This window comes from Chryseobacterium ginsenosidimutans (assembly GCF_039536845.1).
GTDB classification, from domain to species: Bacteria; Bacteroidota; Bacteroidia; order Flavobacteriales; family Weeksellaceae; genus Chryseobacterium; species Chryseobacterium ginsenosidimutans_B.
The window spans coordinates 688,683-711,916 of the sequence record NZ_BAAAZJ010000003.1 but is presented as its reverse complement, the minus strand read 5'-3'; the positions used below and the strand labels follow the sequence as shown (position 1 = coordinate 711,916).

Here is a 23,234-nt window from a genome sequence, read left to right as displayed (position 1 = left end):
ATAATATACAAGAGTAAATATTAATAATAAAATTACCGATATGATGCTGTTTGTTTTCTTATCGAGTTTTAACATTTGTATTAACTTTAGATCCTTTTTCCCATTTTACAGTATATCCCATTGAACTCATTCCATACATCCATCTATGATTTATGTTCAAAACGCTTCCTTGAAAAGAAGTAAACCAACTTAAATTACTATTTAATATTTTGACCGATTCCGGACTAAGCTTATTATACTCTGCCTGAATTAAATGTTGCTCATTAACTAAATTTTGACCATCCCAATTTACAGCTGCTTGACCTTTTAAAATAGGTCCACTATATAAATCTTGTAAACTACTCCAAATATGATTCAATATTAATTTATTTCCACCTCTAACAAAATTTCTAATTTCTGTGTTAGAAATATCAATACCAAATAAATTATCATATCTACTAATCAAATTCTTTAAATTATCAACAGTTGTAGCAGCTGCACCTGACCATCTCGTTTGAAACCCTTTTTTATCAGTTGCAGACTGAAACCATCTATAAAAATCTGCCCTTTGATCTAAATCGGCATATTCATTACTTCCATTAGCTTGCTTAATATTATATTCATTGGCATTTTGCCATACGCTTGTATTATTTTCTCTGTCAGATTTTCTCCAGTCGCCTTTTCCTAATTTTCCTTTGTAATCATCAGGATATTCTTTGGTGGGAGACATTGAATTTTTTAATGACAAAAAAGCAGATTGAGCATCAGATCCTGTATAAGTTGTTCCTGAAGCAGTTTCTACAATATCCATTCCATCCGGATCGATATGATTAATCGGATCATTAACTGTGTAGTTATACGGTGACCATCTTCTGTATTTCTCCGCTAGCGGATCTACAACACCCCAACGTCCAATATCACTCATATACATCCTCGCACCATAATCATACATTCCCGTCTCTTGGAGTTCCTTGCCGTTGTACTTGTAATTCTTATACGAACCCGCTCCAAAGAAAGAATTTCCACTCTTCAGGTGATTCATCCCGAAAGGATAATAATCATTGCTATCCACAACCTCAAGAGCTCCTGCGCTGTTTCGCCCGAAACTCACCCTGGCATTTCCCAAATGATCTTTATACTGGTAAATGTACTGATTTTTTACATAATCATAAAATCCTTCTGCGGTAGGGAAAAACTGAAGGTCGGGTGTTTTCACGATGTCGAGCGTACCCACAGGTCCGAAATTCACTACTTCATCAGGGTTGAAAGCCTGCATTTCCATCGCTCTTACCTGTGGAGCCAGCATCATGGCTTCTGCAGGAGGATCTACAGGTACGCCACCGCCGCCGTTGGTTACAGACGTGCTTTTGTTGTACTGGAACCCGTCCAGATAATCGGAGTCGTTTGTTGTAATTGTCACCGTGTTATATCCTGTAACCGTACTGGTGTTTTTTTTCTTAAGCTTTACTCCATCAGCCCTGTAAAGATATTCCATATCAAACGGAAAATCAACCAGCATATTCACTACAGAAGGCAGGTTCAGGTAATTATACTGTATGTTCATGGCTTTGTCGGGGATGGAGGTCATATTGCCGTTCAGGTCATAATCAATAGTTTGTCCTCCTCCTTCATAGCCTGTAGCATTGTAAGCAGAGTCGTTGATATTGGTAAGCTTATTACTATTACCTCCTGATGCATAAACATATCCCAGATTATCAATTAAAGTTGGAGTTGTATTTCCATATTCTGTTACAGAAGTCCTGTACAGGTTGGTAATATTTCCGTTTAGGTCATAATCTAACGATTCCGTATTTTCTTTACTATTAGGATTTTGAGGATTCTGATAATATCCTGCTGTTAATCTGTTCAGTTTATCGTAGGCATAACCATATCTTTTGGGTGTAAGAGATGGATTGTTCCCAATATTTTCTACACTTCTCCAGTCGACCTCGGCAATGTTCCCATTGTATTTTGCCGAGACATTTTTACCGGGAAACTGAGCCGGGTCAGGATTATCGATTCCGTCTTTTTGGTTATACTTAATTTTATAAGAAAATAATTTTCCACCAAGATCAGGAACAGACATCTGGTCTTTATTGACATCAGTAAGCCAGCCACGGATATTGTAGGTGTAGTCTATACTTTGCAGATTATTTCCCACTTTTTTATTACTAAGCTGAGAGAGTTCATTATAAGTATTGTCTGCCAAAAGAACTTCGGGTTTGTCATCTACCTGATGATAATGTTGCAGCAATCTGTTCTGACTGTCATAAACAAACCTTTCTGTTATAAATACACCGGTCTCACTCTGTTTTCTGAGGTGATAGGTATTGGTTTTTTGAGTAACTCCCGCAAAATCTAATAAAGTTTCTGTTTTGGTATATCCTCCCAGATGATTGATGGAGTGGGTTCCGATTGCTCTTCCTTTTGTGTCGTACCAGGTATAATTCTTCGTCCAGTTGTCATCTTCAATGTTTTTTACATAAGAAGAGACAGGAAAACTTTTCGTGCTTATTGCAGAATTTTGTGCATCCTGAGATAAAACATCCTGACCTAAAATCTGTGTCGGAATAGCTGGAGTTTCTGGAGGATAAGTGTCGTAATAATTTACGGAGAGTAATTTTACCCAGCGCGATGAATTGGGATAGGTCTGGTCATAATTCTCATAATATCCTTCTATACCTTGTACGATAAAGGAAACATAGAGATTTCTTCTCACACTACTGTTTCCTGTGGTATCTGCATTATTCTGTTCAAAGAGCCGTGTGTTTCCGTAACCAATGCTTAATCCCGTCATAACGATTCTTCCAAATTGGTCATATTTGGTATACAGCCATTGATTGTTAGCTCTCAGATTAGCATCCTGAGTGGCGACTAAACGATCTGCCTTGTCATACACCATATATTCCCAGCCTTTGCCGGGAAGCTTCTTTTCTACTAATCGATTTCTACCGTCATACTTGTATTGATAACAAAGATCATTAAGTACTGTATTGGGATCTGAAGCAACAGCCGCCTTTGGTGAAATAACAAAGGCAAGCTGATTGTATTCATTATACACATAATAAGTGTCTGCATTTTCTGTAGCACTGATTACTTTTCTTACCAATAATACCTGTCCTTCTCCATTTTTGAATTCTATGGTTGCATTGCCGTCTTCATCGGTTACCGTATTTTTATATAATTGCGCAGTCCCATAATTAGTAGACTGGCTGAGAACAGAACTTGTAGCACCATTTACCCAAGTAGTAACCGTAGTATATTTTTTAACGGCATCGGCAGTGGTATTGGCATCATATCCAAACTGGACAGGTTTATTATTCCAGTCATTACCAACCTGCTTCTGTTGCAAGACTCTGTCTAGTGGAGAGTTTTCCAGTATCTTTTCTGAATAGATTTTCTCTGCTCCGTACAGTGAGGGCTGTGTTGCATTGCTCAAAGGAGTAGTATAGATAGCTCCGTTTTGCGTTCCCTGTTGTGGAACGGGAAGATAATCTTTTACCTGTCTTCCGAAACCGTCGTATTCTATGTGGGTTACAACATCTTTTCCCGTCGGGGAAGCCTTTACGTTCACTGCCTGTTTGGGTCTGCCCAAACCATCAAAATACTGAACGGTTTCTATTTGTTTGGCTGTAGAGCTGCTCGCAGTAACAGGCTCTAAATAAGTTCTGCTTTGGATATAGTTTTCTGTAGTTGTTGTCTGTGCAAAGGAGAGCCCAGACACAAACAATGTACTAATGGGGATGATTATTTTTTTCATGATTTGTTAATTTATTGGAAATGTGAAATCTAAAGCTACATTCATATTGTTTACCAACGATGGTGAAGTGGATGTTATTTGTGCAGTAATATTTCCGTTTGTATCAATATTTATCATCCAAATTCCATTAAAATAAGTACTTGATGTCCTTGCTCCAGACGGAATACAATTACCGCCAATTTTTCCTATTACAACGCCAGTACTCCATGCTAAATTACTTTGATATACGAACCCCATTTGAATTCTAAAATTTGTAGTATTTGCTAAGCCAATAGAGCCATAATTAAATTGACTTATTCCAGTTCCTTTTGTGACAGAACAACTTATTATAGTACAGCTTCCGTTAGTATTGGCTGCATTCTGACCGTTAGTATTAATTTCATTCTGAGCTTGTTGATCTGCATCTGCTTGACTTACCAATGATATATAAGTGTTTTCAGGAACTGTATAATTATAAGTTCCAGGAATAGCATTTGTGCCACAATTATTTTTTGTAAATACTTGACTTTTTAATGAACTATAATATCTTGTTGTTGCATAATTATAAGTAAATTCTTTTATGATTTTACCTTCATTATCTTTGATGTTTTCCAGCCTATTAGATGAATCATATTTGTATACTTCTTTAAACCCTGAAGGTTGAATAATTGATTTAATTCCAATTAGAGGATCATATGTATAAGTGGTAATTCTAAAGTCTTTAAATTCTGTCTTATTTCTAAACTCATTAAGCTTTGAAACTAAAATATCTTCGCTTGCATCATCAATATCCAAATCAGACTTTCCCACAATTTCCAATTGCTGATAAGCATTATTATTACTGTCATCTAATCCAAATGCCTGCATAACTTGTGAATAACTACCTCCTTCTATTTTTACTATAGGTTGAGTCGTTTTATATCCCCAAATAATAGTCACAGGTATACCATCTTTGGTTGTATATTGCAATAAATTACCTTTGGCATCATATCTATCGTAAGTAGCCTCAATTGAAGGATTATTATTTATATCAGATAGTTTATATGATAAAACTGAAGTTGGGTTAAGATGATTAGCATCATCGAATTTAGTTTCAATAAGTGAAGTTGTTTTTAATGAACCATTAATAACATTTCCAATTATTTGTTTTTCTAAAGGAGTACTTAAAACATTAGCATTAATTAATTTAGTATTATTTTTTTCAGTTGAATATTTGGTGTTTTCAGCATTATACTTACCATCAGGATATGTAATTGATTTGCTAATTGTTTGATTATTAGAATTATAATATAAATTTGTGTTTGACATCAATTCTTGCCCATTGTAATAGCTTTTGGTTTTAGAATTAGATAACATGCTTTCTTTTGAGAAAATAGGATAATATCCCAGTACTGTTACACCATGCTGAATAATACTCCAAGTGCCACCAAAACCACCATTACCGTTCCAAAAATATCTTGAATTTCGGCTAAGTGAAGTACCATAAAAAACATTAGAGTAAACCTCTGAATAAGCATTGTCAGTTTGTTGAATTTTATTCATTGATGAATCATAGATAGTTTCATTTAATACTTTACCGTTTTCAACTGCATTAGGAGATTTAGTAGACGGCATACTGATAGGAATAACACCATCCTGAAGGAAATAATGAAAATCAGGAGTATTGGCATAATTTGTTTCAATGGAACCTTTAGAACTATCCTGAAAATCTTTTTCTGTCCTTATTACCTTTGAATATCCTATATAATCTCCTGAGGATAGAGGTGAAGCAGAATTATTATTGTTTGAATTCATAGATATAATTCCAGATGAATATGAAAAACCTTCTGCTGAATTATCAGAAGTTCCAACTCTCCACTCAAATGTAGAATATGAATTTTTGTTAAATAAAAATAATGGATTTGTTGATATTCCGTTAAGATATTTAAATTCAGTTTTACCTACAAACTGATTATTAAAATCTTTATTAGTTTGACTAGCAAGTCTCAAACCATTTCCAATAGATAATTTTCCATAGTCATATTGATAAAAAAGATTATTTGCAGTATTTAATTCATATTCAAAAACAGAAAATCCTTTCGTAGGATAGATAATTTTATTTAAAACAGCCGATTGAGTATAGTTAATATCGGCTTGCTTAAAATTGTTATTATAATCATTATCCACAGGTATTAGAGTTGGATAATTGAAGTCATTAGGATTTAAAAATAGGGTTTTATTGGTAAACCCGCCATTAGAATACCCCCAATAATCTACTCCTGTTGAATTTTTAGCAGGTAATAATGTTTCGTTATAGCTAAACGTGTAAGGATCATTATTAATTATTACGGATAAAAGTTTAAGCCTTTTTGTTAATCTATCCTGCGAATAAGTTTGATAAGGTTGGCTTAAAGTGGTAGAGTTTTGAGAATTAAAATAATCGTAATTGAAATTAACTGTTTTTACAACTTGATTTATATTATTTTGTTCTTCAATTTTATCTAATTTTTGGGTGGGAAAATCAAGTCGGTCAGAATAATAAAAATTGACTTTTCCAAAGCTTCCAGATATATTATTTATAAGTAAATAATTCTGTGTAGTTGACCAACTAATTGTAGGAGGTGTCATAAACCCTACACTTTGGGCACTTTTAAGCGGATTCATAGATGAACCAGGATAATAATCATCAAATTCTCCTAGTCCTGAAAAGCTTTGTGTATTTGATAAAGGCATAGATGAATAATGATTATTTTGATTGCCATAAGTATAATTTAATTTTTGTCCTACAGATACTAAATTTTTAACATTTGAATATTCATTGTAAGTGAAATTTATATCATTATTATTAATGTCTGTTATTTTTGTGATTACATAATTCTTACTTACACTGTTTAATGTCCTTACATCCTCAACTCTTGAAAAATAATATTTTGTGCCCGCGGTATCAATAATTGTAAAATATGTATTACCATTATAAGAAATCTTATATCCCTTTTTATTTAAACAATAAAAAGTGGGATTGAAGGTATGAGGAGTAATTCCTGTGGGATAATTATTTATAACAAATTCTAACTTTTCACCAAATAAATTACAGGTAAAAATATCAGGCGAGGTATCAGTGTCAACTGAAAAAGGGGCAGAGTTATTTAAATCTGTAAAATTACCATTCAATGGTAGAAAGCCATCAATAGTTTTATAGTAAGAATAAGCATCATTAGTAGGTTGTGAAACGAATCCACCCGGAAGAGGTTGAACACTATGTGGAAAATAATTATTAAAAGGATTAGCAGATTTTGTAAAAACTGGCAAATATTTAGTGAGATCGTCAAAGTCACTATATCCTCCTAAGATAGATTGAGTAATAGTGGGAAGATTTATATCCCAGCCCAATCCCACTGATCCAGCCTCTTGAGCTACCTTAATACCATTTCCTGAAATATATTTTAAAATCAAAGGAATTTTAATTGTTCCTGATTCAGCCATAAGTAAAGAGATCTGCGGACTATTAGTTCCTGTATATTCTGAATTCTGAATATCTCCGTATCGTAAAAACGTAGCCGTCGAGGGTGAATTGGGAAAATTTTTAAAATAGTATTCGCTGTATTTGTTTTGATTGTTTTGGGCTTGTATTGTAGAAAATAGCGTTCCAAATACAAAACTCAATATTATACTTTTCTTCATGTGTTTATTTCTTTATTAATTTAGCATTCGCCGTTTTATCATTTGTTTTCACCACGACCAGATAAGCCCCCTGAATCAGAGGCTGTGTATTGATCTTGGTTACTTTATTCTTTGTTTTCAAACTCTGCAGTTTTCTTCCTCCCATATCATACACCGAGATCTCTGCCTCAAACGCTCCCTCTCTCAGACCTTCAAACCCAAGCTCCACATACGCATAATCCGATACAGGATTCGGATAGATCTTAATATCCTGTTTTACGATTAACTGATCAATCTGTTTATCACCCAACTTCACAATCTTCCAGTTCTCTTTTCCGAGCTCTTCCGCACTCGTACCCGCCAATACAATTGATCCGTCTCTGTTTAACTTAATGTCTGAAAGCCTTTCCTCACGTTTACTGGATTCTCCTTTCACATGTTTTCTCCACTGTTCATTGCCATTTTGGTCTAAGTATAACATCCAGAATTTTTCATCATCTGTTTCAACTTTTCCTTCCGACTGTGTGTAACCTCCAAGTAAAATGCCCTGGGTTGATGGTTGTTTGTTGTCTGTTGATGGATGGTGAATCACGCTCATTCCCATGAGAACATCCCTGTTCTTGAAGTTGTAAGATTTCTGCCAGATTTCTTCCCCTCTTTCGTTTAAAGAAAGTAACCAAAGATCCGTTCCTTCTTCAATGCCGACTGATTTATTTCCTGATCTTTCAGATCTTGATTCTCCACCGATTAAATAGCCTGTTGAAGTCAAAGCCAGTGTTCTTAAATGATCATCGCCTTTTCCTCCGAAGTTCTTTTCCCATTCTACTTTGCCGTCTTTATTCAGCTTAATGATCCAGTAATCGCCCTCTCCAAAGTTTTCAGTTTTCTTGGATCCTCCTGCATTGCTTCTGGAATAAACTCCGAGTAAAGCTCCACCGTCTTTGGTAGGAATCATTTTCTCAACCTCATCGAGTCCTTTTCCGCCTAAAACGAGTTGGGATACTTCTTTTCCGTTTTTATCCAGTCGTACGATCAGAACATCTTTTGAACCGTAACCTTTGGCTGCGCCCTGAACGTTTCCGGCAACAAAAAATCCTAAATCTGTGGTCTGAATGACAGATCTTGCTTCTTCATCCGATGTTCCACCAATGGTTTTCTGCCACAATTCATCTCCGAATTCATTGATCCTAATGAGCCAGATATCAGATCCTCCTTTGGATTCTTCTTTTTTATCCAGTCCTTTTCCACTGTAAGAAGTGCCTGCTAAAATGAAGCCTCCTTCCTGAGTATTGACTGCCCCTGAAAGGAAATCATGATTCTTTCCAGAAAAATACTTTTCCCAGACTTCATCACCCTGCTGGTTGAGTTTAACCAAATGAAGGTCGTAGCCATTGTTTTGTTTTTGGTTGTTAGGTGATTGTTGACTGTTGTTAGCCCGAATGGAGCTTCCCGTAATCAGATACTGCTGATCGATGGTGGTGGTGACCTGAGAAAGGAAATCCTGCGTTGAGGATTTGATGTCCCGTTGCCAGACCACTTCTGTTTCCTGAGCCTGAACGCTCAAGATTGTACACATAGTAAGTGCACCCATGTAGATTCTTTTCATGCTTAGTGTTTATTTTGAGTTGTTAATTATTAATTTGCTGCAAAAAATTGCTTTTATCTCACGCTAAAAAGATCTATTAATGAGATTTAACGTGCCGATATCATCTTTTTGCAAAGATATTGTTACAAAGCGACAGAACCTGTCGTGTTATTTCCTAATGGATTTTGGATACAGAAATGTAATAGAGTATATATTTTTTTCATCGTGTGTTTAATTTTAATTTTGCAAAACTAAAAAAATTATTTTATATCCAAAGAAATTTTTATATAATACTTTGGTTTATAATAACTATACCAATCTAATAGTAATCTATGATATTTAAAAAATTTTATTTAGAACCTATTAAATCTGGTTATTAACAGTTTAAAATCTTTTAGTAAAAAACTGTTTAATTTATTAATTTCTAATTTTTTTACAACCTATAAAAATACCTACACTTTCTTCAGATCACCCGAAGAAACCCGTCATAATACAGTTCATAATACAGTCAAAAAACGTCAAAACCAGTCATTGTTTTCAGGGTAATTGAAAATGAAAATTTCCATTATATATTCGTAACTATTAACCAAAGGGAATTTTTTCTCAGTCTTCTTCTCTTTTTTACTATTAATTAACACTTCCCGCTATTCCTTTCTTCAAAATATATTATTAAATTTGAGAATGAGTTTTGGAAAAGATTTATTAAGGAAAATAAAAGTCGAAGAATTACCGGGAATAAATGCTCATGGAGTGTTTTCACCACCTTCTCGTCCTATTTTTACATATGAAGAAGTTTTGGATAAAAATCCAAAATTTGCTGCTGTAAATATTGTTTTATACCTGAAAAACAACGAATGGCATTTTCCTTTAATTCAAAGAACAATCAACGAACACGACAGACACAGCGGGCAAATCTCTTTACCCGGCGGAAAGCGCGAAGAAATGGATAAAGATTTTGCTGAAACAGCTGTTCGTGAGACTTCGGAAGAAATCGGAATAGATAAACATTATGTGAGAATCATCAGAGAAATGTCACCCATCTACATTCCGCCGAGTAATTTTTATGTTTATCCTTACATTTCATATACTACAAAGAACCCCGAATTCATTTTGCAGCAGAGTGAAGCAGTAGAAGTTATAGAATTTCCTATTACCTGCTTCTTAAACCTTCCTGACCAGCCAGAAATTATGGCGCTGCCAACTGCCGGAGGAAATGAAGTCCCCGTAATTAATTTTAACGGATATATTATTTGGGGAGCTACGGCAATGATATTGAGCGAATTCAGTCAGTTGCTGAAAAAAATGTAACTTTGCAATACTGTGTTTAATTGAAAGATGGCGAAGAAAAATATTTTTACCGACGCGTTCGGAACTCCTTATTTTTTAAAAAGGTTAATTATTTTTATTTTAGGAATTGTATCGTACAGAAGATTCAATGGCTTTAATAAACTGAAAATAACTGGTACAGAACACCTTGTGGATCTTCCTGATTCCAATGTGCTTTTTGTGTGCAACCATCAGACTTATTTTGCGGATGTGGCAGCAATGTATCACGCTTTCTGTGCTGTGAATAATGGGTATTTAGACACTATAAAAAACCCGATCTATCTGCTGAATCCAAAAATCGATTTTTACTACGTTGCAGCCGAAGAGACCATGAATAAAGGTATTCTTCCGAAAATTTTTAAAATTGCCGGTGCCGTAACGGTAAAAAGAACATGGAGAGCTGAAGGCAAAAATGTCAACAGAATGGTAGATCTTACTGAGGTTGACAACATTATGAAAGCCTTAGACAATGGCTGGGTAGCAACTTTCCCTCAAGGTACTACATCAGCTTTTGCGCAAGGAAGAAGAGGTACGGCGAAATTAATTAAAAATCAGCGCCCAATTGTAATTCCAATAAAAATCAACGGGTTCCGAAGAGCTTTTGATAAAAAAGGTCTTCGTGTAAAGGTAACAGGCGTAAAACCGACCATGGAGTTCAAAGCACCTCTTGATATAGATTACGACAAAGAAAATGCTCAGCAAATTTTGTATAAAATAATGACTGCCATTGAGCAGACTGAGGATTTCAATGTACTACACAGTTATGATGAAGAACTTAAAGCTAAAAAATTAGAACAAAAGGACTCAGATAATTAAAGTAGAAAAAATTATGAAAAGGATATTAGGAATTTTATTCGCAATCATAGTATTAGTTTCGTGTAACAGCCAGAAAGTATATTCAGATTTTGACATCAGTTATTCTAAAAGCGGAGGTTTCGCACCGATTTATGAGAATTTACTCATCAAAGGAAATAATGCACATTATTCTTTTGAAGGTCAGGGAAAAAAATTAAAACAGGATTTTAAAATCTCTGATGAAGATTTAAAGAGGCTGGATAATACACTTTCCCAAAACAATTTCAGGAGAATTGAGGAAGACCGCAAAAAAATATATGATAATATTGCCACTTCTATCAATGTAAAAAGCGGTTCTAATGAAGGGAGCAAAACGGATGCAAGTTCAATTATGCCTAATTTCAAAACAAATTGGACAAATATTACGAATGCTTTTCAGGAAATTATTAATAATAACGTAAAAAAACAATAAATAAAATTGAAGACCCATTTCATTGCTATCGGCGGAAGCGCCATGCATAATCTTGCGATTGCGTTAAAAGATAAAGGATATCAGGTTACAGGTTCGGATGATGCTATTTTCGAGCCATCAAAATCAAGATTGGATAAAAAAGGAATTTTACCCGAAGAAATGGGTTGGTTTCCTGAAAAAATAACGTCTGATATTGACGCTGTAATTCTTGGAATGCATGCTCATCAGGACAATCCTGAATTGGCAAAAGCAAAGGAACTGGGTTTAAAAATATATTCTTATCCTGAATTTCTTTACGAACAGTCTAAAAATAAAACCCGAGTTGTTATCGCCGGTTCTCACGGGAAAACTACGATCACTTCGATGATTCTTCACGTTTTGAATTTTCATCAGAAAGAGGTGGATTACATGGTGGGAGCGCAATTGGAAGGTTTCGACTGTATGGTAAAACTGACTCAGGATAACGATTTTATGGTGTTGGAAGGTGACGAATACCTGTCCTCTCCTATTGATCTTCGTTCAAAATTTTTGCTGTATCAACCGAATATCGCTTTAATGAGCGGAATTGCGTGGGATCACATCAATGTTTTTAAAACGTTTGATGATTATATCGAGCAGTTCAGAAAATTCGTGGCAAGCATTACCCCGGGCGGAATTTTGGTTTATAATGAAGAAGATCCGGAAGTTGTAAAAGTTGTGGAAGCTGCTGAAAATTATTTCAGAAAGATACCTTACAAAACACCTGAATACGAAATTATTAATGGAAAAGTTCATTTAAAAACAGAAATGGGCGATGTTCCGCTTTCTGTTTTTGGGGCGCATAATTTATTAAATCTTGAAGGAGCAAGACATATCTGCCAACATTTAGGCATTATGGATGAAGATTTCCACGAAGCGATTATGAGCTTTAAAGGAGCTTCAAAACGCCTTGAAAAAGTAGAAAGAGAAGACAAAGGAACACTTTACAAAGATTTCGCGCACGCTCCAAGTAAGGTAAAAGCTGCGGTAAAAGCTTTTTGTGAACAATTTAAAAACGAAAAAAAATACGGTTTTCTTGAACTTCACACCTATTCAAGCTTGAATCCTGTATTTTTAGAACAATACGATCATGCGATGGATGGTCTGGATGAAGCCATTGTTTTCTACTCTGAAGATGCTTTGAAAATCAAAAGAATGGATCCGATTTCACCAGATTTAATCAAAGAAAAATTTAAAAACGAAGGCTTAAAAGTCTTTACCAATGCTGAAGAACTTCATGCGTATTGGGAAACTTTAGATAAAACTAATGGTGTTTTTCTGATGATGAGCTCGGGTAATTTTGGAGGACTTGATTTAACAAAATAATTTCATTTATAATAAAACAAAACTCCTTTCGATTTGAAAGGAGTTTTTTTATTGTTAAAAGCTGTTTATTAGCCATTACCACCTGTACCGCCTGAACCACCACCTGTATTTCCATTACCACCTTTATCACCTTCTTCATCGTCTAACATTTTTACAATAGAAATCGCATCCGCAACAGTATCCAAGCTATAAATCTGCATGATTCCTTGTGTTGTTGCTGCCTGTCCCAAAATATTCTGTTGGTTTTGAGTATTCACAGCGTTTTCAAACATAATTCCTGTTGAATGTGCTGCGGTCTGATAAACATTTCCTAATGCCATTACAGGAGCTTCACCTACAACTTTCACATTAGATTGTGTCACAGCATCTGTAATCTGATCATTAACTGATTCCGAAGCAGCATTGGCTGTCGGTTTTTTGTCTTTTTCTGAGTTCATGATTTTAGTTTTTTAGATTTAGAGTAAAGTTAAGTTTTTATTTAATAAAAATCAAAACAATCCAATAAAAAAAGAAGCGATAACTACCACTTATTTAATTACTTACAAAATTCTATTAGTGTTTTTTGAATTAAATATCCGCAACAGAATTCAACATCTTCTTTTCCCAAGCCGGATCTTTCGGATCAAAGAATAATCTTTTTCCGGTATCCAGAGAACGGACAATATTCATTTCGTCTTCGGATAATTCAAAATCAAAAACATTGAAATTTTCTTCAATTCTTGAAGGTGTCACAGACTTTGGAATCACGCAGAATCCTTCCTGTAAATGCCATCTTAAAATAACCTGAGCGACAGTTTTGTTATATTTTGAAGCAATATTTTTTAATTCTTCATTATCTAAAAGTCCTGCATTTCCGTTTCCAAGCGGGCTCCAAGGCTGAGTAACGATATTGTTTTCTTTATTATAAACCTGAAGCTCTTTCTGCTGGAATAAAGGATGTAATTCAATCTGATTAATCACAGGAAGTACAGTTGAATTTGCTTTTAATTCTTCCAATTTTTCAACCGTAAAATTACAAACGCCAATTGCTTTGATTTTTCCTTCATTATACAATTCTTCCAACGCTTTCCAGGCTCCTACGAAATCCGAATAAGGCCAGTGAATAAGATACATATCCAGATAATCCAACTGCAATCTGTCTAAAGTTCTCTGAAAAGCACCTTTTGCTTTATCATATGTTGTATCCTGGACCCAAAGTTTTGAAGTCACAAACAAATCTTCTCTATCTACTCCACTGTTTTTGATGGCTTTTCCGACAGCAGTTTCATTTTGATAAATAGAAGCCGTGTCGATCATTCTGTAACCCGTTTCAATCGCTTTGATCACCGCATTTTCGCATTCCTGCATATCTTCCATCTGCCAAACTCCGAAACCTAAAGCAGGAATATCAATTCCATTATTTAAAGTAATCACAGGTTGTCCTGTATATGTTTTTTGTTGCATAATATTTTTTATTTTTAATGTAAAGTGAAACAAATTTCGGATAAAATTTTGAAATTTTGACTTACCAATTTTACTTGAAACTGAAGTTTTATTCAGAATTAGTCATTGTTTAACTACCCCGTTTTTTTGCATTGCAAAAATCCACCCCCTCAAGGAAGGAGAATTATAGTATCTCTAATACTAATTTCTAACTTCTAACTTCTAATTTCTCATTTTCATTCTTGCCCATCATTTTTCTGAATAATCCTTTGATATGGTCAATTTCATTATGATAACTTGTATTTTTTCGGCATCCGAAGTACAGGGTATTCTCTAACTTTTTCTCACCTTCCCAGATCAGTTTCACATCACCGTTTTCGATTTCATTTTTACATAAAAAATCGGGAACGACAGCCAATCCTGTTCCGCCTTTCAAACAGCGAATGATAGAATTTAAATTGGGGACAATATAATTCGGACGGAAATTCGGTTTATGCCCAAAATTCAAAATCCAAAACTGGAAAAGATGCTCCATATCTCCGGTTGTGCCGTACCATTTTTCCTGTTTCAGCCATTCTTCGGCATGTTCGATGCCTTTTGATTGTAGGGTTTCAAGAAAACTATCGGTATCAATATCTTTTCCACCAACCAAAATAATCTGTTCGGAAGAAAAAGCCTCATGTAAAATATTAGGTGAAACTCCTTTTTTTGGGGTAATAATTAAATCTAAAATCCCTTTATCCAATTGATCCAGCATTTCAGGATATTCCCCAAAACTGATAATCAAATTAAAAGGCAAGGTCGAAACATATTGCTCCAAAGTCGTCTGAAAAGTTTCAAAACACATTCCCACACTGATTGTCGGTGTATGTTTTTCTGTAGATTTCTGAAAATTTTTCTCTACATCTTCCAATTTTATTAATGATTCAGAAACTGCATTAAATAAGACTTTCCCTCTTTCTGTCGGAATCATTTTCCTGCCCGTTCTGTCAAATAATTTATATCCAACATAGGCTTCCAATGAACTTAGATGTAAGCTCACTCCCGGTTGTGAAATGAATAAAACTTCTGCCGCTCCCGTTAAAGTTCCGGTTTTGTAGATCGCCTTGAAAGTTCGGTACCATTCTAAATTAACCATAATCTAATTTATATTTATGAAAAGTCGATTTGCTGCACGGTCAACAGTGAATTTTGCCGCGACATGAATTGTAACAGATGATTTTTCAACACGAAAATTGATAAGTAAAACAAATTGACTTTTCAATATTCATTTTCTAATCTATCACAATTCTGATACAAAGGTATAAATTATATTATTTTTATTATACAAAAATCAAACATAACTTTGCATCATAAAATTTAAACATTCATAAAAACAATGAAAAAAGTATTAATCATCAACGGTGGGCAAAATTTCGGACATTCCGGAGGAAAATATAATCAGACTATTGCAGACAACACTTTGCAAGTGTTGAAAGGGTTCGAAAATGTAGAAATAAAAATCACAAATGTGGATGAAGGCTACGATAAAGATGAAGAAGTTAAGAAATTCGTCTGGGCAGATTATATCATCTATCACACGCCAATCTGGTGGTTTCAGTTGCCCAACGGTTTGAAAAAATATATTGACGAAGTTTTCACAGCAGGTCATGCAAAAGGAATTTATATGAGCGACGGAAGAACCTCAGACAATCCAAAAATCAATTACGGAACAGGCGGAATGCTGGGCGGAAGAAAATATATGGTTACCACAAGCTGGAATGCACCTGAAACAGCTTTTACTCTTCCAGGAGAATTCTTCAGTGAAACAAGTGTAGACAATGGACCATTATTTGGATTCCATAGAATGAATGCCTTTGTTTCGTTAGAAAAAATGGAAAGTTTTCACTTCCATGATGTGGAAAAAAATGCTGATGTAGAACGTGATATGAAAATCTACAAAGAGCATCTTAAAAATGTATTTCAACAAGAATTAAAACCACAATTAGCCTAATGAAAATTTATCTTACAGCCGTTATAAAAGCCAAAGAAGAGCACAGAGCCGAAGTATTGGAAGTTCTTCAGAGTATGGTTAAAGAAACCCAAAAAGAAGAAGCCAACGAATTATATACGCTTCATCAGGGAATTGAGGATAAAAATCAATTTGTTTTCTACGAAATCTGGAAAAGTGAAGAGGGTTTGGCGCAACATAATCAGCAGCCTTATATTCAATCTTTTGGAGCTTTGGTTGATGAAAAATTGCAGGAAAAGCCACAGATTTATTTAACTGAAATTATTTAGAAATTAGCTTTACCGCAAAAGAATATTAAAGTCGGGAATTACAAAAACAAACAAAATGTGGCACTTCCAATTTTGCTTACTCTTGAAAATCTTATTATGTAATAAAATCTTTTGATTCTTTTGCGGTAAAAATTCAAACCAATAAAATTTAATCATGAAAAAATTAGCGTTTTTACTACTTGCCATCTTTACAATAGGATTCGTTCAGTCACAAACAAAAAAATCTAAAAATATGAAAAAGAAAATTTTATTTGTCGTTACAAGTCATGACAAAAAAGGTGATACAGGCGAAGGAACAGGATATTATCTTGGTGAAGTTTCGCATCCTTGGGAAGTTCTTCATAATGCCGGTTATGAAATCGATTTTGTAAGCCCAAAAGGCGGGACACCTCCTGTTGACGGATTTGATTTAAAAGATCCGGTGAACAAAGAATTCTGGGAAAATAAAGAATACAAAAATAAAATCGATCATTCTTTGAAGCCTTCTCAGGTCAATCCAAATGATTATTCTACCATATTTTATGCCGGAGGTCATGGTGCGATGTGGGACTTTGCAGACAACACAGAATTATCAACAATCGCTTCAAAAATTTACGAGAACGGAGGAATTGTAGCCGCAGTTTGTCACGGACCCGCCGGTTTGGTAAATATTAAACTGAATAACGGTAAATATCTGGTTGATGGTAAAAAGATCAATGCTTTCACCAATGAAGAAGAATCTGAAGTGAAATTAACGAATGTTGTTCCTTTCCTTTTGGAAGATAAATTAAAAGAAAGGGGTGCAAAATTTGAAAAATCAGGACTTTGGCAAAATCATGTGGTGAGCGATCAGAGAGTGATTACCGGACAAAATCCTCAGTCCGCAAAAAGTGTGGGTGAGGCTATTTTAAAGGAATTAAAATAAATAATAATTAAATTTCAACTACAAAAGTTTTCATAAATGTTTACTCAATTTGTGAAAACTTTTTTGGATGAAGTTATTACGATTTTATTGTTTTTAAACTTACTGGATGCTGATAATTGAAATATAGAATTTAAATTTATTATAAATATTTTCTGAAACTCCAGAATCTTCTCTTTTTCAGGTAGTTCAGATCATGTTCATTAGAATACGCTTCTCTTTCAAAGGAGATTCTCTTGTAAGCCTGATAACCATCTTTCAGCTTAAAAAGCCAGTAATAATATTCGATTATATATAATAGATAAAAGAAAATAATCAGCATTTCCAATTGTTGTCTCAAATGGATTTTTTCGTGGTTGATCAATATTTTATTTTTCTTATCTTCGGGTCTCCTAATCAATATGAAAGGGAAAAGAGCAATGCCATTAATTTTTAATTTTTTTAAAGGCTTTTGGCATACAATTATCATAATAACAAATATAAAGTTTTTTGACTTAGAGATTTAACTTATGGCACTTTTTGACATCAAAGAAGGTGAAGACTTTTACTACAACGAGCAGGGGTACAAGGTTTTTACAGAAAAATTTCATCTGAAAAGAGGACATTGCTGTAAAAGTGGTTGTAGACATTGTCCTTACGGATACGATAAAAAGACCGATACATTCATTAAAAACGATAAAAAAAATAAATAAAATGAAAAAATATATTTTTATTTTGTTAGCCTCGGCTACTTTGGCTTTAACATCTTGTAGTCCTTTCAACGTGCGTTCAGATTATGCTGAAACAGCAAATTTCAATTCTTATAAAACTTATAAAATCAGAATTGATGATCTGAAACTGAATGATATTGATAAAGACAGAGTTTTGAATGAATTATCAAGACAGCTTCAAAGCAAAGGTCTTCAGTCCGGAGAAAATCCTGATCTGATCGTAAATGTAAAAGCAAATCACAAAAAAGTAACAGATATTACCAACAATTCTCCTTACGGAATGTACGGTTGGGGCGGACCTTTCGGTTGGGGTGTCGGAATGAATAGAACTTGGACAAGCAATTATAATGAAGGAGCAATTATTGTGGATTTAGTGGATGCAAAATCTAATAAACTGGTTTGGCAAGGTATTGGAAGCGGAATTTCCGTAGACCGTCCTCAAGCTAAACAAAAACAAATTCCTGAAATTATGGCGGAAATCATGAAAAATTATCCTCCACAGAAAAAATAAGATTGTAATTAATCAGATATATAGAAAGTCAATGCAAATTTTGTGTTGACTTTTTTATTTTTAATATAGAAAAGGCTGTCAATACAAATTAACAGCCTTCTCATTAAAATTTAAAAAAATTAGTTTTTAATTACTTTGAACAATTTTTCCGTTCCGTTTTTAAAATGTAAAGTCACAAAATAAACTCCTTTTTGAAGGTCATTTACTTGTAAAGTAGTTTCCGGTTGCGCAATCGTTTTCATAACCCTTCCCACTGCATCGCTTATCGTGACTGTTTTCACATCTTTTACATCAGATATATTGATTATGTCACTGAAAGGATTCGGATATACTTTAATTTCCGATAAAATATCACTCTCATGAGTTCCCAAATTCTGGATCGGCTCCCAAACTGCATCATCCCAATAATGTCCTGCAAAAGAAGTTCCCGGATTACGTATGGCCAATCTCATTCCATCAGGAACAGTGGTCGGAACCGTGAAAGTTCTTTGTGCTGCAGCATCATTATAGCTTGTATTATTGATGTTGATTGGCTGAAGAACTACAAAAGTATCAGGAAGATTATCCTTAATATAACCAAATTCAAGATAACCTGCAGAATTGGCTTTCATTTTCACTTTCAGTTGGTGAGTTCCCGCATTGATATTAGTAATCGGAGGCATCACAACAATAGAAATTTTTCCTGCTCCATAACCATTTTGATAGATCTGGCTCGTTCCGGAAGCTGGTTGTGTACTTGAAATAATCTGGCTTGCTCCGTTTAGTAAAACACTGTCCCAGCAAGTCGGTACCACTCCTATATTACAACAAGAGTACGCATCAAAATTCTCGGAAAAACTACTGACTGCATTACATTGAGCATTCACAGAAATTCCACCCAAAATCCCCAAAAGAGGAATACAAATTTTAAAAGATAAATTTTTAATCATTCTAAATAAAAATAATAATCGCAAAATTACTTCTTTTTACTATTGTTTTAAATTTAAAAATTTATGATTTTTATCAATTAAATGAAAATTAATTTTTGGTTTAAAATTGATTAATATAAATATTTTTTATTATGAATTAGATTTCATTAAACACAAATTATTTAAAGGGCTTTCACAATAGTATGAATTTCGAACAAATCCAAATTATTCATAGCATCTTGAAATTTAACAATTCCGTGGCTCCGGCGGGATACTATAATTCTGCAAACGGATTATCGGGAGCTTCTTTGAAAACTGCTTTAAGTACAATTATCACAAACGGCCACCAAGACAAAGGCTACAATGGACTTTGGACAGGTTACAAAACCACCGATATCGATAAGAATTATGAAAACGACGGTTCAATTTTAGACATTTATTCCGAAAAACCAGTAGGAGCAGATCCTTACAAATATACTCCGGTAACCAACCAGTGCGGAACCTATTCAGTAGAAGGAAATTGCTATAACAGGGAACATATCGTTCCTCAAAGCCTATTTAATGAGGCTTCGCCAATGGTTTCTGATATTAATTTCATCAGAGCAACAGACGGAAAAGTAAATGGAATGCGTTCAAATTACCCATTCGGAAAGGTAGGAACAGCAACTTTCACTTCTAAAAACGGTTCAAAACTTGGAAATTCTGTTTCTTCAGGATATTCCGGGGTAGTTTTTGAGCCGATAGATGAGTTTAAAGGGGATGTTGCAAGGATGATCTTTTATTTTGTAACCCGTTATCAAAGTAAACTTTCAACTTTTTCAACAGGAAATATGCTGGGAAGTTCCACCTTTCCGGGATTACAGACTTGGGAACTGAATGTTTTATTGGCTTGGCATAATCAAGATCCTGTTTCTCAGGCAGAAATCAATAGAAATAATGCTTCTTACACATATCAGGGAAACAGAAATCCATTTATTGATAATCCAAATTATGTGAGTCAAATTTGGGGATCCGGTTCTACAGGTGGTGGTGGAACAACAACTCCTCCGACTTCGACAGGTTGTGCTAACGAAACTTTCGAAACAATTCCAACAGGAAGTACAGCTTCGTATTTAACAAGAAACTGGACAAACAGCGGAATTTCATGGACTGCAACGGATGCAAGAACGGATCAAACCATTTCTACGAAAGCCATTACGGTAAGAGACGGTTCATTAACTTCAAGCAGTTCGGCAAATGGAATAGGTTCATTAACTGTGACTACTCAATTGAAATTTACAGGTTCAAACGGAACTTTCAATGTAAAAGTAAATGGAACAACAGTAGGAACAGTTCCTTATAATACGAATGCAACAACGACGACAATCAATAATATCAATATTTCCGGAAATGTAGTAGTAACTTTGGAAAACACCTCAACCAGCAACAGAGTGGCAATCGATAATCTGAGCTGGACTTGTTATTCCGGAACTTCAAGACAGGTTCAGAATATTTCTTCTGAATTAAGTTTAAAACAAAATACTCTGCAGATTTCTCCAAATCCAATTTTAAACAACGAAATTTTTGTAAAAGGTGAAACGCAAAATATCAAAAAAGCTGAGATTTATAATCTTCAGGGTAAAGTTGTACAAACAATTGATCTGCCTTTTAAGAACAGTAAAAATTCAATTAGAATTAAAAATCTAGAGCAAGGAGTTTACATTTTGAAACTTGATGCTTCTGCACTGAAGTTTATTGTGAAGTAAATCAATTGTCTTTAAATATGAAAAAATCCTTCTTTCGCCTGAGAGAAGGATTTTTTGTTTAATTCTAAAGTTTTTATATAAAAAAGACCGCTAAAATGCGGTCTTAATTTTTTTTATCCTCTTCCCATTTTGGAAATATCTCTCATTTGTTCCATATATCCATCCCAACCCACTGTTGCAAGTACATAAACGAAATAAAGCACCTGAAGAGATCCTAATATAAGACCGATAATACATAAAATACGTCCTGTATTCAGGTTCCCAACATCAGAATATTCTGATGGATTTTGATCGTAAAGCATTTTATCGCCTTTGTATTTACTAAGACCGATCAATCCACAGATAATCCCGATCAAACCCGTACAGCAGCAAGTTCCTACTACCGAAATAATTCCTAAAATAAGCACCGTTTGTGCATTTGGCAATTTTTGATCCATAGTTATAATTTTAATGTTTGTTGTTTTAATGGCTAAAATGATGTTTATAAAAATAAGAAACTACCATGATCACAGCATTCAATCCAGCTAAAATGACCAATAAATTCCCATAATTTCTTTTTTTATCTACAAAATTGAGAAAAACTGTTGCGAAAAAAAGCAACAAAGTATAGACTGCAGGAAACATATGAAAAGCTTCATCAAATCTTCCTTTAAAAACCATAACAATAGCTCTTTGCGTACCACAACCAAAGCAATCTATTCCGAAGAATTTTTTGATTGGACAAGGGAGCATGAAGTCTTCTATTTTCATATTTAGGTTTTGGTTCTCAAATATATAAAAATTATGTAGAAATTTTCGCTCTTAAATATTGATGTGGAAAAAAGCATTCTTCGCCCATTTCAAATGATCCCTGTACTGCAATATAAGGGTTTCTTAAAATTTCTCTTGCAATAAAAATAAGATCAGCATCTCCTTTTCGAAGAATTTCTTCTGCATGAGATACTTTTTTTATTAATCCAACTGCTCCTGTTTTGATTTTTGCTTCATTTCTTACCTGTGAAGAAAGTGGAACCTGATATCCGTCAAAAAGCGGAATTTTTACTCCATGAATATTTCCACCGCTTGAAACATCTACCAAATCAACCCGATGATCTTTTAATATTTTTGCCAACTCCACACTTTCCTTAATATCCCAACCGTTTTCAGCGTATTCTGTTCCGGAAATTCTAACAAATAAAGCAACATTTTCATTTAATTCTTCATTCACTGCATCAACGATTTCAATTAAAAACCTGATTCTGTTTTCAAAACTTCCTCCATATTCATCCGTTCTGATGTTCGAAAGCGGAGACAGGAACTGATGAACCAGATATCCGTGAGCTCCATGAATTTCAACAACATTAAAACCTGCTTTTACAGCTCTTCTTGCAGCTTCCTTAAAATTCTGAACCTGTTCTTGAATTTCTTCAATCGTTAAAACGTGAGGAATTCTTTCTGTCGGGTGATAAGGAATCGGACTAGGAGCAACGGTTTCCCAACCTTCTTCAACAGGAATCTGAATATTATTCCAAGTAGACCCCTTTCTTCCTGCATGTGCGATTTGGATTCCAATTTTACTATCAGAATTTTTGTGTACAAATTCGACAATTTTCTGAAGTTTTTCTGCCTGTTCATCGTTCCAGATTCCCATACAATGATTGGTGATTCTTCCGTGAGGCTCTATACCTGTTGCTTCAACCATAATTAATCCTGTTCCACCTTGAGATCTGCTTCCGTAATGAACAAAATGAAAATCATTGGCAAGACCGTTTTCACAAGAATACATACACATTGGAGACATTACCCAACGGTTTTTCAACTCAACATTTCTGAATTTGATTGGAGTATATAACATTTCTGATCTAAATATTTTTGTTAAAATTTTGAAGGATGAGATAA

General features: G+C 34.4%; 21 protein-coding genes. 10 read left to right on the top strand and 11 right to left on the bottom strand.

Features of this window, described 5'->3' with window-relative positions; translation table 11 throughout:
- Positions 1-58: 58 nt before the first annotated feature.
- The 3 genes from ABD745_RS03330 to ABD745_RS03320 are packed head-to-tail and all read right to left on the bottom strand — an operon-like array spanning position 59 to position 8,963.
- A complete protein-coding gene (locus ABD745_RS03330; protein ID WP_344825152.1) occupies positions 59-3,739 on the bottom strand; it encodes a DUF6443 domain-containing protein in 3,681 nt (1,226 codons plus the stop codon).
- A gap of 6 nt (positions 3,740-3,745) precedes the next feature.
- Positions 3,746-7,378: a DUF5977 domain-containing protein gene (locus ABD745_RS03325; RefSeq protein ID WP_344825149.1), complete on the bottom strand. Its 3,633-nt coding sequence runs from the start codon at positions 7,376-7,378 to the stop codon at positions 3,746-3,748.
- Positions 7,379-7,382: 4 nt separating this feature from the next.
- Positions 7,383-8,963: a T9SS type A sorting domain-containing protein gene (locus ABD745_RS03320; protein ID WP_344825146.1), complete on the bottom strand. Its 1,581-nt coding sequence runs from the start codon at positions 8,961-8,963 to the stop codon at positions 7,383-7,385.
- A 660-nt stretch (positions 8,964-9,623) separates the two neighbouring features.
- On the opposite strand from ABD745_RS03320, the gene ABD745_RS03315 reads away from it, so the two are divergent.
- From ABD745_RS03315 to ABD745_RS03300, 4 genes are read left to right on the top strand one after another with little or no spacing between them, the layout of a single operon-like run.
- On the top strand, positions 9,624-10,250 hold the full coding sequence (locus ABD745_RS03315) for an NUDIX hydrolase (protein ID WP_344825143.1): 627 nt from the start codon (positions 9,624-9,626) through the stop codon (positions 10,248-10,250).
- A gap of 27 nt (positions 10,251-10,277) precedes the next feature.
- Positions 10,278-11,084, top strand: a complete 807-nt coding sequence (locus tag ABD745_RS03310) for a lysophospholipid acyltransferase family protein (RefSeq protein ID WP_344825140.1) — start codon at positions 10,278-10,280, stop codon at positions 11,082-11,084.
- A gap of 13 nt (positions 11,085-11,097) precedes the next feature.
- Positions 11,098-11,535: a hypothetical protein gene (locus ABD745_RS03305; RefSeq protein ID WP_344825137.1), complete on the top strand. Its 438-nt coding sequence runs from the start codon at positions 11,098-11,100 to the stop codon at positions 11,533-11,535.
- Between the two features lie 6 nt (positions 11,536-11,541).
- Complete coding sequence (locus ABD745_RS03300) at positions 11,542-12,879, top strand: UDP-N-acetylmuramate--L-alanine ligase (RefSeq protein ID WP_344825134.1); 1,338 nt, start codon at positions 11,542-11,544, stop codon at positions 12,877-12,879.
- A 68-nt stretch (positions 12,880-12,947) separates the two neighbouring features.
- Here ABD745_RS03300 and ABD745_RS03295 read toward each other — a convergent pair whose 3' ends face one another.
- The 3 genes from ABD745_RS03295 to ABD745_RS03285 form a co-directional block, all read right to left on the bottom strand.
- The gene (locus ABD745_RS03295) at positions 12,948-13,316 is read right to left on the bottom strand and encodes a RebB family R body protein (protein ID WP_344825131.1); all 369 of its coding nucleotides are present in this window, start codon (positions 13,314-13,316) and stop codon (positions 12,948-12,950) included.
- A gap of 130 nt (positions 13,317-13,446) precedes the next feature.
- Positions 13,447-14,322 carry an aldo/keto reductase gene (locus ABD745_RS03290; RefSeq protein WP_344825128.1) on the bottom strand — a complete coding sequence of 292 codons (876 nt, stop codon included), beginning with the start codon at positions 14,320-14,322 and terminating at the stop codon, positions 13,447-13,449.
- A gap of 187 nt (positions 14,323-14,509) precedes the next feature.
- Positions 14,510-15,439, bottom strand: a complete 930-nt coding sequence (locus ABD745_RS03285; protein ID WP_344825125.1) for a LysR family transcriptional regulator — start codon at positions 15,437-15,439, stop codon at positions 14,510-14,512.
- 240 nt (positions 15,440-15,679) lie between these two features.
- Between ABD745_RS03285 and ABD745_RS03280 the strand changes: the two genes are divergently transcribed.
- From ABD745_RS03280 to ABD745_RS03270, 3 genes are all read left to right on the top strand, one after another.
- A complete protein-coding gene (locus tag ABD745_RS03280) occupies positions 15,680-16,294 on the top strand; it encodes an NAD(P)H-dependent oxidoreductase (RefSeq protein ID WP_344825122.1) in 615 nt (204 codons plus the stop codon).
- A complete protein-coding gene (locus ABD745_RS03275; RefSeq protein WP_344825119.1) occupies positions 16,294-16,581 on the top strand; it encodes a putative quinol monooxygenase in 288 nt (95 codons plus the stop codon). The genes ABD745_RS03280 and ABD745_RS03275 overlap by 1 nt, the downstream gene beginning before the upstream one ends.
- Positions 16,582-16,813: 232 nt before the next feature.
- Positions 16,814-17,485: a type 1 glutamine amidotransferase domain-containing protein gene (locus ABD745_RS03270; protein ID WP_344825116.1), complete on the top strand. Its 672-nt coding sequence runs from the start codon at positions 16,814-16,816 to the stop codon at positions 17,483-17,485.
- A 139-nt stretch (positions 17,486-17,624) separates the two neighbouring features.
- On the opposite strand, the gene ABD745_RS03265 is transcribed toward ABD745_RS03270, so the two are convergent.
- Positions 17,625-17,951, bottom strand: a complete 327-nt coding sequence (locus tag ABD745_RS03265) for a hypothetical protein (RefSeq protein WP_344825113.1) — start codon at positions 17,949-17,951, stop codon at positions 17,625-17,627.
- A 40-nt stretch (positions 17,952-17,991) separates the two neighbouring features.
- Between ABD745_RS03265 and ABD745_RS03260 the strand changes: the two genes are divergently transcribed.
- Together ABD745_RS03260 and ABD745_RS03255 are read left to right on the top strand one after the other, a co-directional pair.
- Complete coding sequence (locus ABD745_RS03260; protein WP_029294953.1) at positions 17,992-18,174, top strand: C1orf53 family protein; 183 nt, start codon at positions 17,992-17,994, stop codon at positions 18,172-18,174.
- Position 18,175: 1 nt separating this feature from the next.
- On the top strand, positions 18,176-18,703 hold the full coding sequence (locus tag ABD745_RS03255; RefSeq protein WP_047399861.1) for a DUF4136 domain-containing protein: 528 nt from the start codon (positions 18,176-18,178) through the stop codon (positions 18,701-18,703).
- Positions 18,704-18,822: 119 nt separating this feature from the next.
- On the opposite strand, the gene ABD745_RS03250 is transcribed toward ABD745_RS03255, so the two are convergent.
- Positions 18,823-19,632, bottom strand: a complete 810-nt coding sequence (locus ABD745_RS03250; protein WP_344825107.1) for a T9SS type A sorting domain-containing protein — start codon at positions 19,630-19,632, stop codon at positions 18,823-18,825.
- A 182-nt stretch (positions 19,633-19,814) separates the two neighbouring features.
- On the opposite strand from ABD745_RS03250, the gene ABD745_RS03245 reads away from it, so the two are divergent.
- The gene (locus ABD745_RS03245) at positions 19,815-21,356 is read left to right on the top strand and encodes an endonuclease (protein ID WP_425549779.1); all 1,542 of its coding nucleotides are present in this window, start codon (positions 19,815-19,817) and stop codon (positions 21,354-21,356) included.
- A 113-nt stretch (positions 21,357-21,469) separates the two neighbouring features.
- Here the strand turns inward: ABD745_RS03245 and ABD745_RS03240 are convergent, their stop codons facing one another.
- From ABD745_RS03240 to ABD745_RS03230, 3 genes are read right to left on the bottom strand one after another with little or no spacing between them, the layout of a single operon-like run.
- Positions 21,470-21,793 (bottom strand): CCC motif membrane protein, encoded by a 324-nt coding sequence (locus tag ABD745_RS03240; RefSeq protein WP_344825101.1) that lies wholly within the window; start codon positions 21,791-21,793, stop codon positions 21,470-21,472.
- 25 nt (positions 21,794-21,818) lie between these two features.
- Positions 21,819-22,106 carry a DUF2752 domain-containing protein gene (locus ABD745_RS03235; RefSeq protein ID WP_344825098.1) on the bottom strand — a complete coding sequence of 96 codons (288 nt, stop codon included), beginning with the start codon at positions 22,104-22,106 and terminating at the stop codon, positions 21,819-21,821.
- Between the two features lie 31 nt (positions 22,107-22,137).
- Positions 22,138-23,190, bottom strand: a complete 1,053-nt coding sequence (locus ABD745_RS03230) for an NADH:flavin oxidoreductase/NADH oxidase (RefSeq protein ID WP_344825095.1) — start codon at positions 23,188-23,190, stop codon at positions 22,138-22,140.
- Positions 23,191-23,234: the final 44 nt, after the last annotated feature.

Bases quoted from the DNA above. Each gene is read 5' to 3' on its own strand.
- ABD745_RS03290 (WP_344825128.1), bottom strand. From the start codon at position 14,322: ATGCAACAAAAAACATATACAGGACAACCTGTGATTACTTTAAATAAT.
- ABD745_RS03270 (WP_344825116.1), top strand. From the start codon at position 16,814: ATGAAAAAGAAAATTTTATTTGTCGTTACAAGTCATGACAAAAAAGGT.
- ABD745_RS03315 (WP_344825143.1), top strand. From the start codon at position 9,624: ATGAGTTTTGGAAAAGATTTATTAAGGAAAATAAAAGTCGAAGAATTA.
- ABD745_RS03285 (WP_344825125.1), bottom strand. From the start codon at position 15,439: ATGGTTAATTTAGAATGGTACCGAACTTTCAAGGCGATCTACAAAACC.
- ABD745_RS03235 (WP_344825098.1), bottom strand. From the start codon at position 22,106: ATGAAAATAGAAGACTTCATGCTCCCTTGTCCAATCAAAAAATTCTTC.
- ABD745_RS03325 (WP_344825149.1), bottom strand. From the start codon at position 7,378: ATGAAGAAAAGTATAATATTGAGTTTTGTATTTGGAACGCTATTTTCT.
- ABD745_RS03275 (WP_344825119.1), top strand. From the start codon at position 16,294: ATGAAAATTTATCTTACAGCCGTTATAAAAGCCAAAGAAGAGCACAGA.
- ABD745_RS03240 (WP_344825101.1), bottom strand. From the start codon at position 21,793: ATGGATCAAAAATTGCCAAATGCACAAACGGTGCTTATTTTAGGAATT.
- ABD745_RS03230 (WP_344825095.1), bottom strand. From the start codon at position 23,190: ATGTTATATACTCCAATCAAATTCAGAAATGTTGAGTTGAAAAACCGT.
- ABD745_RS03330 (WP_344825152.1), bottom strand. From the start codon at position 3,739: ATGAAAAAAATAATCATCCCCATTAGTACATTGTTTGTGTCTGGGCTC.
- ABD745_RS03250 (WP_344825107.1), bottom strand. From the start codon at position 19,632: ATGATTAAAAATTTATCTTTTAAAATTTGTATTCCTCTTTTGGGGATT.
- ABD745_RS03280 (WP_344825122.1), top strand. From the start codon at position 15,680: ATGAAAAAAGTATTAATCATCAACGGTGGGCAAAATTTCGGACATTCC.
- ABD745_RS03260 (WP_029294953.1), top strand. From the start codon at position 17,992: ATGGCACTTTTTGACATCAAAGAAGGTGAAGACTTTTACTACAACGAG.
- ABD745_RS03310 (WP_344825140.1), top strand. From the start codon at position 10,278: ATGGCGAAGAAAAATATTTTTACCGACGCGTTCGGAACTCCTTATTTT.
- ABD745_RS03305 (WP_344825137.1), top strand. From the start codon at position 11,098: ATGAAAAGGATATTAGGAATTTTATTCGCAATCATAGTATTAGTTTCG.
- ABD745_RS03320 (WP_344825146.1), bottom strand. From the start codon at position 8,963: ATGAAAAGAATCTACATGGGTGCACTTACTATGTGTACAATCTTGAGC.
- ABD745_RS03265 (WP_344825113.1), bottom strand. From the start codon at position 17,951: ATGATAATTGTATGCCAAAAGCCTTTAAAAAAATTAAAAATTAATGGC.
- ABD745_RS03245 (WP_425549779.1), top strand. From the start codon at position 19,815: ATGAATTTCGAACAAATCCAAATTATTCATAGCATCTTGAAATTTAAC.
- ABD745_RS03255 (WP_047399861.1), top strand. From the start codon at position 18,176: ATGAAAAAATATATTTTTATTTTGTTAGCCTCGGCTACTTTGGCTTTA.
- ABD745_RS03295 (WP_344825131.1), bottom strand. From the start codon at position 13,316: ATGAACTCAGAAAAAGACAAAAAACCGACAGCCAATGCTGCTTCGGAA.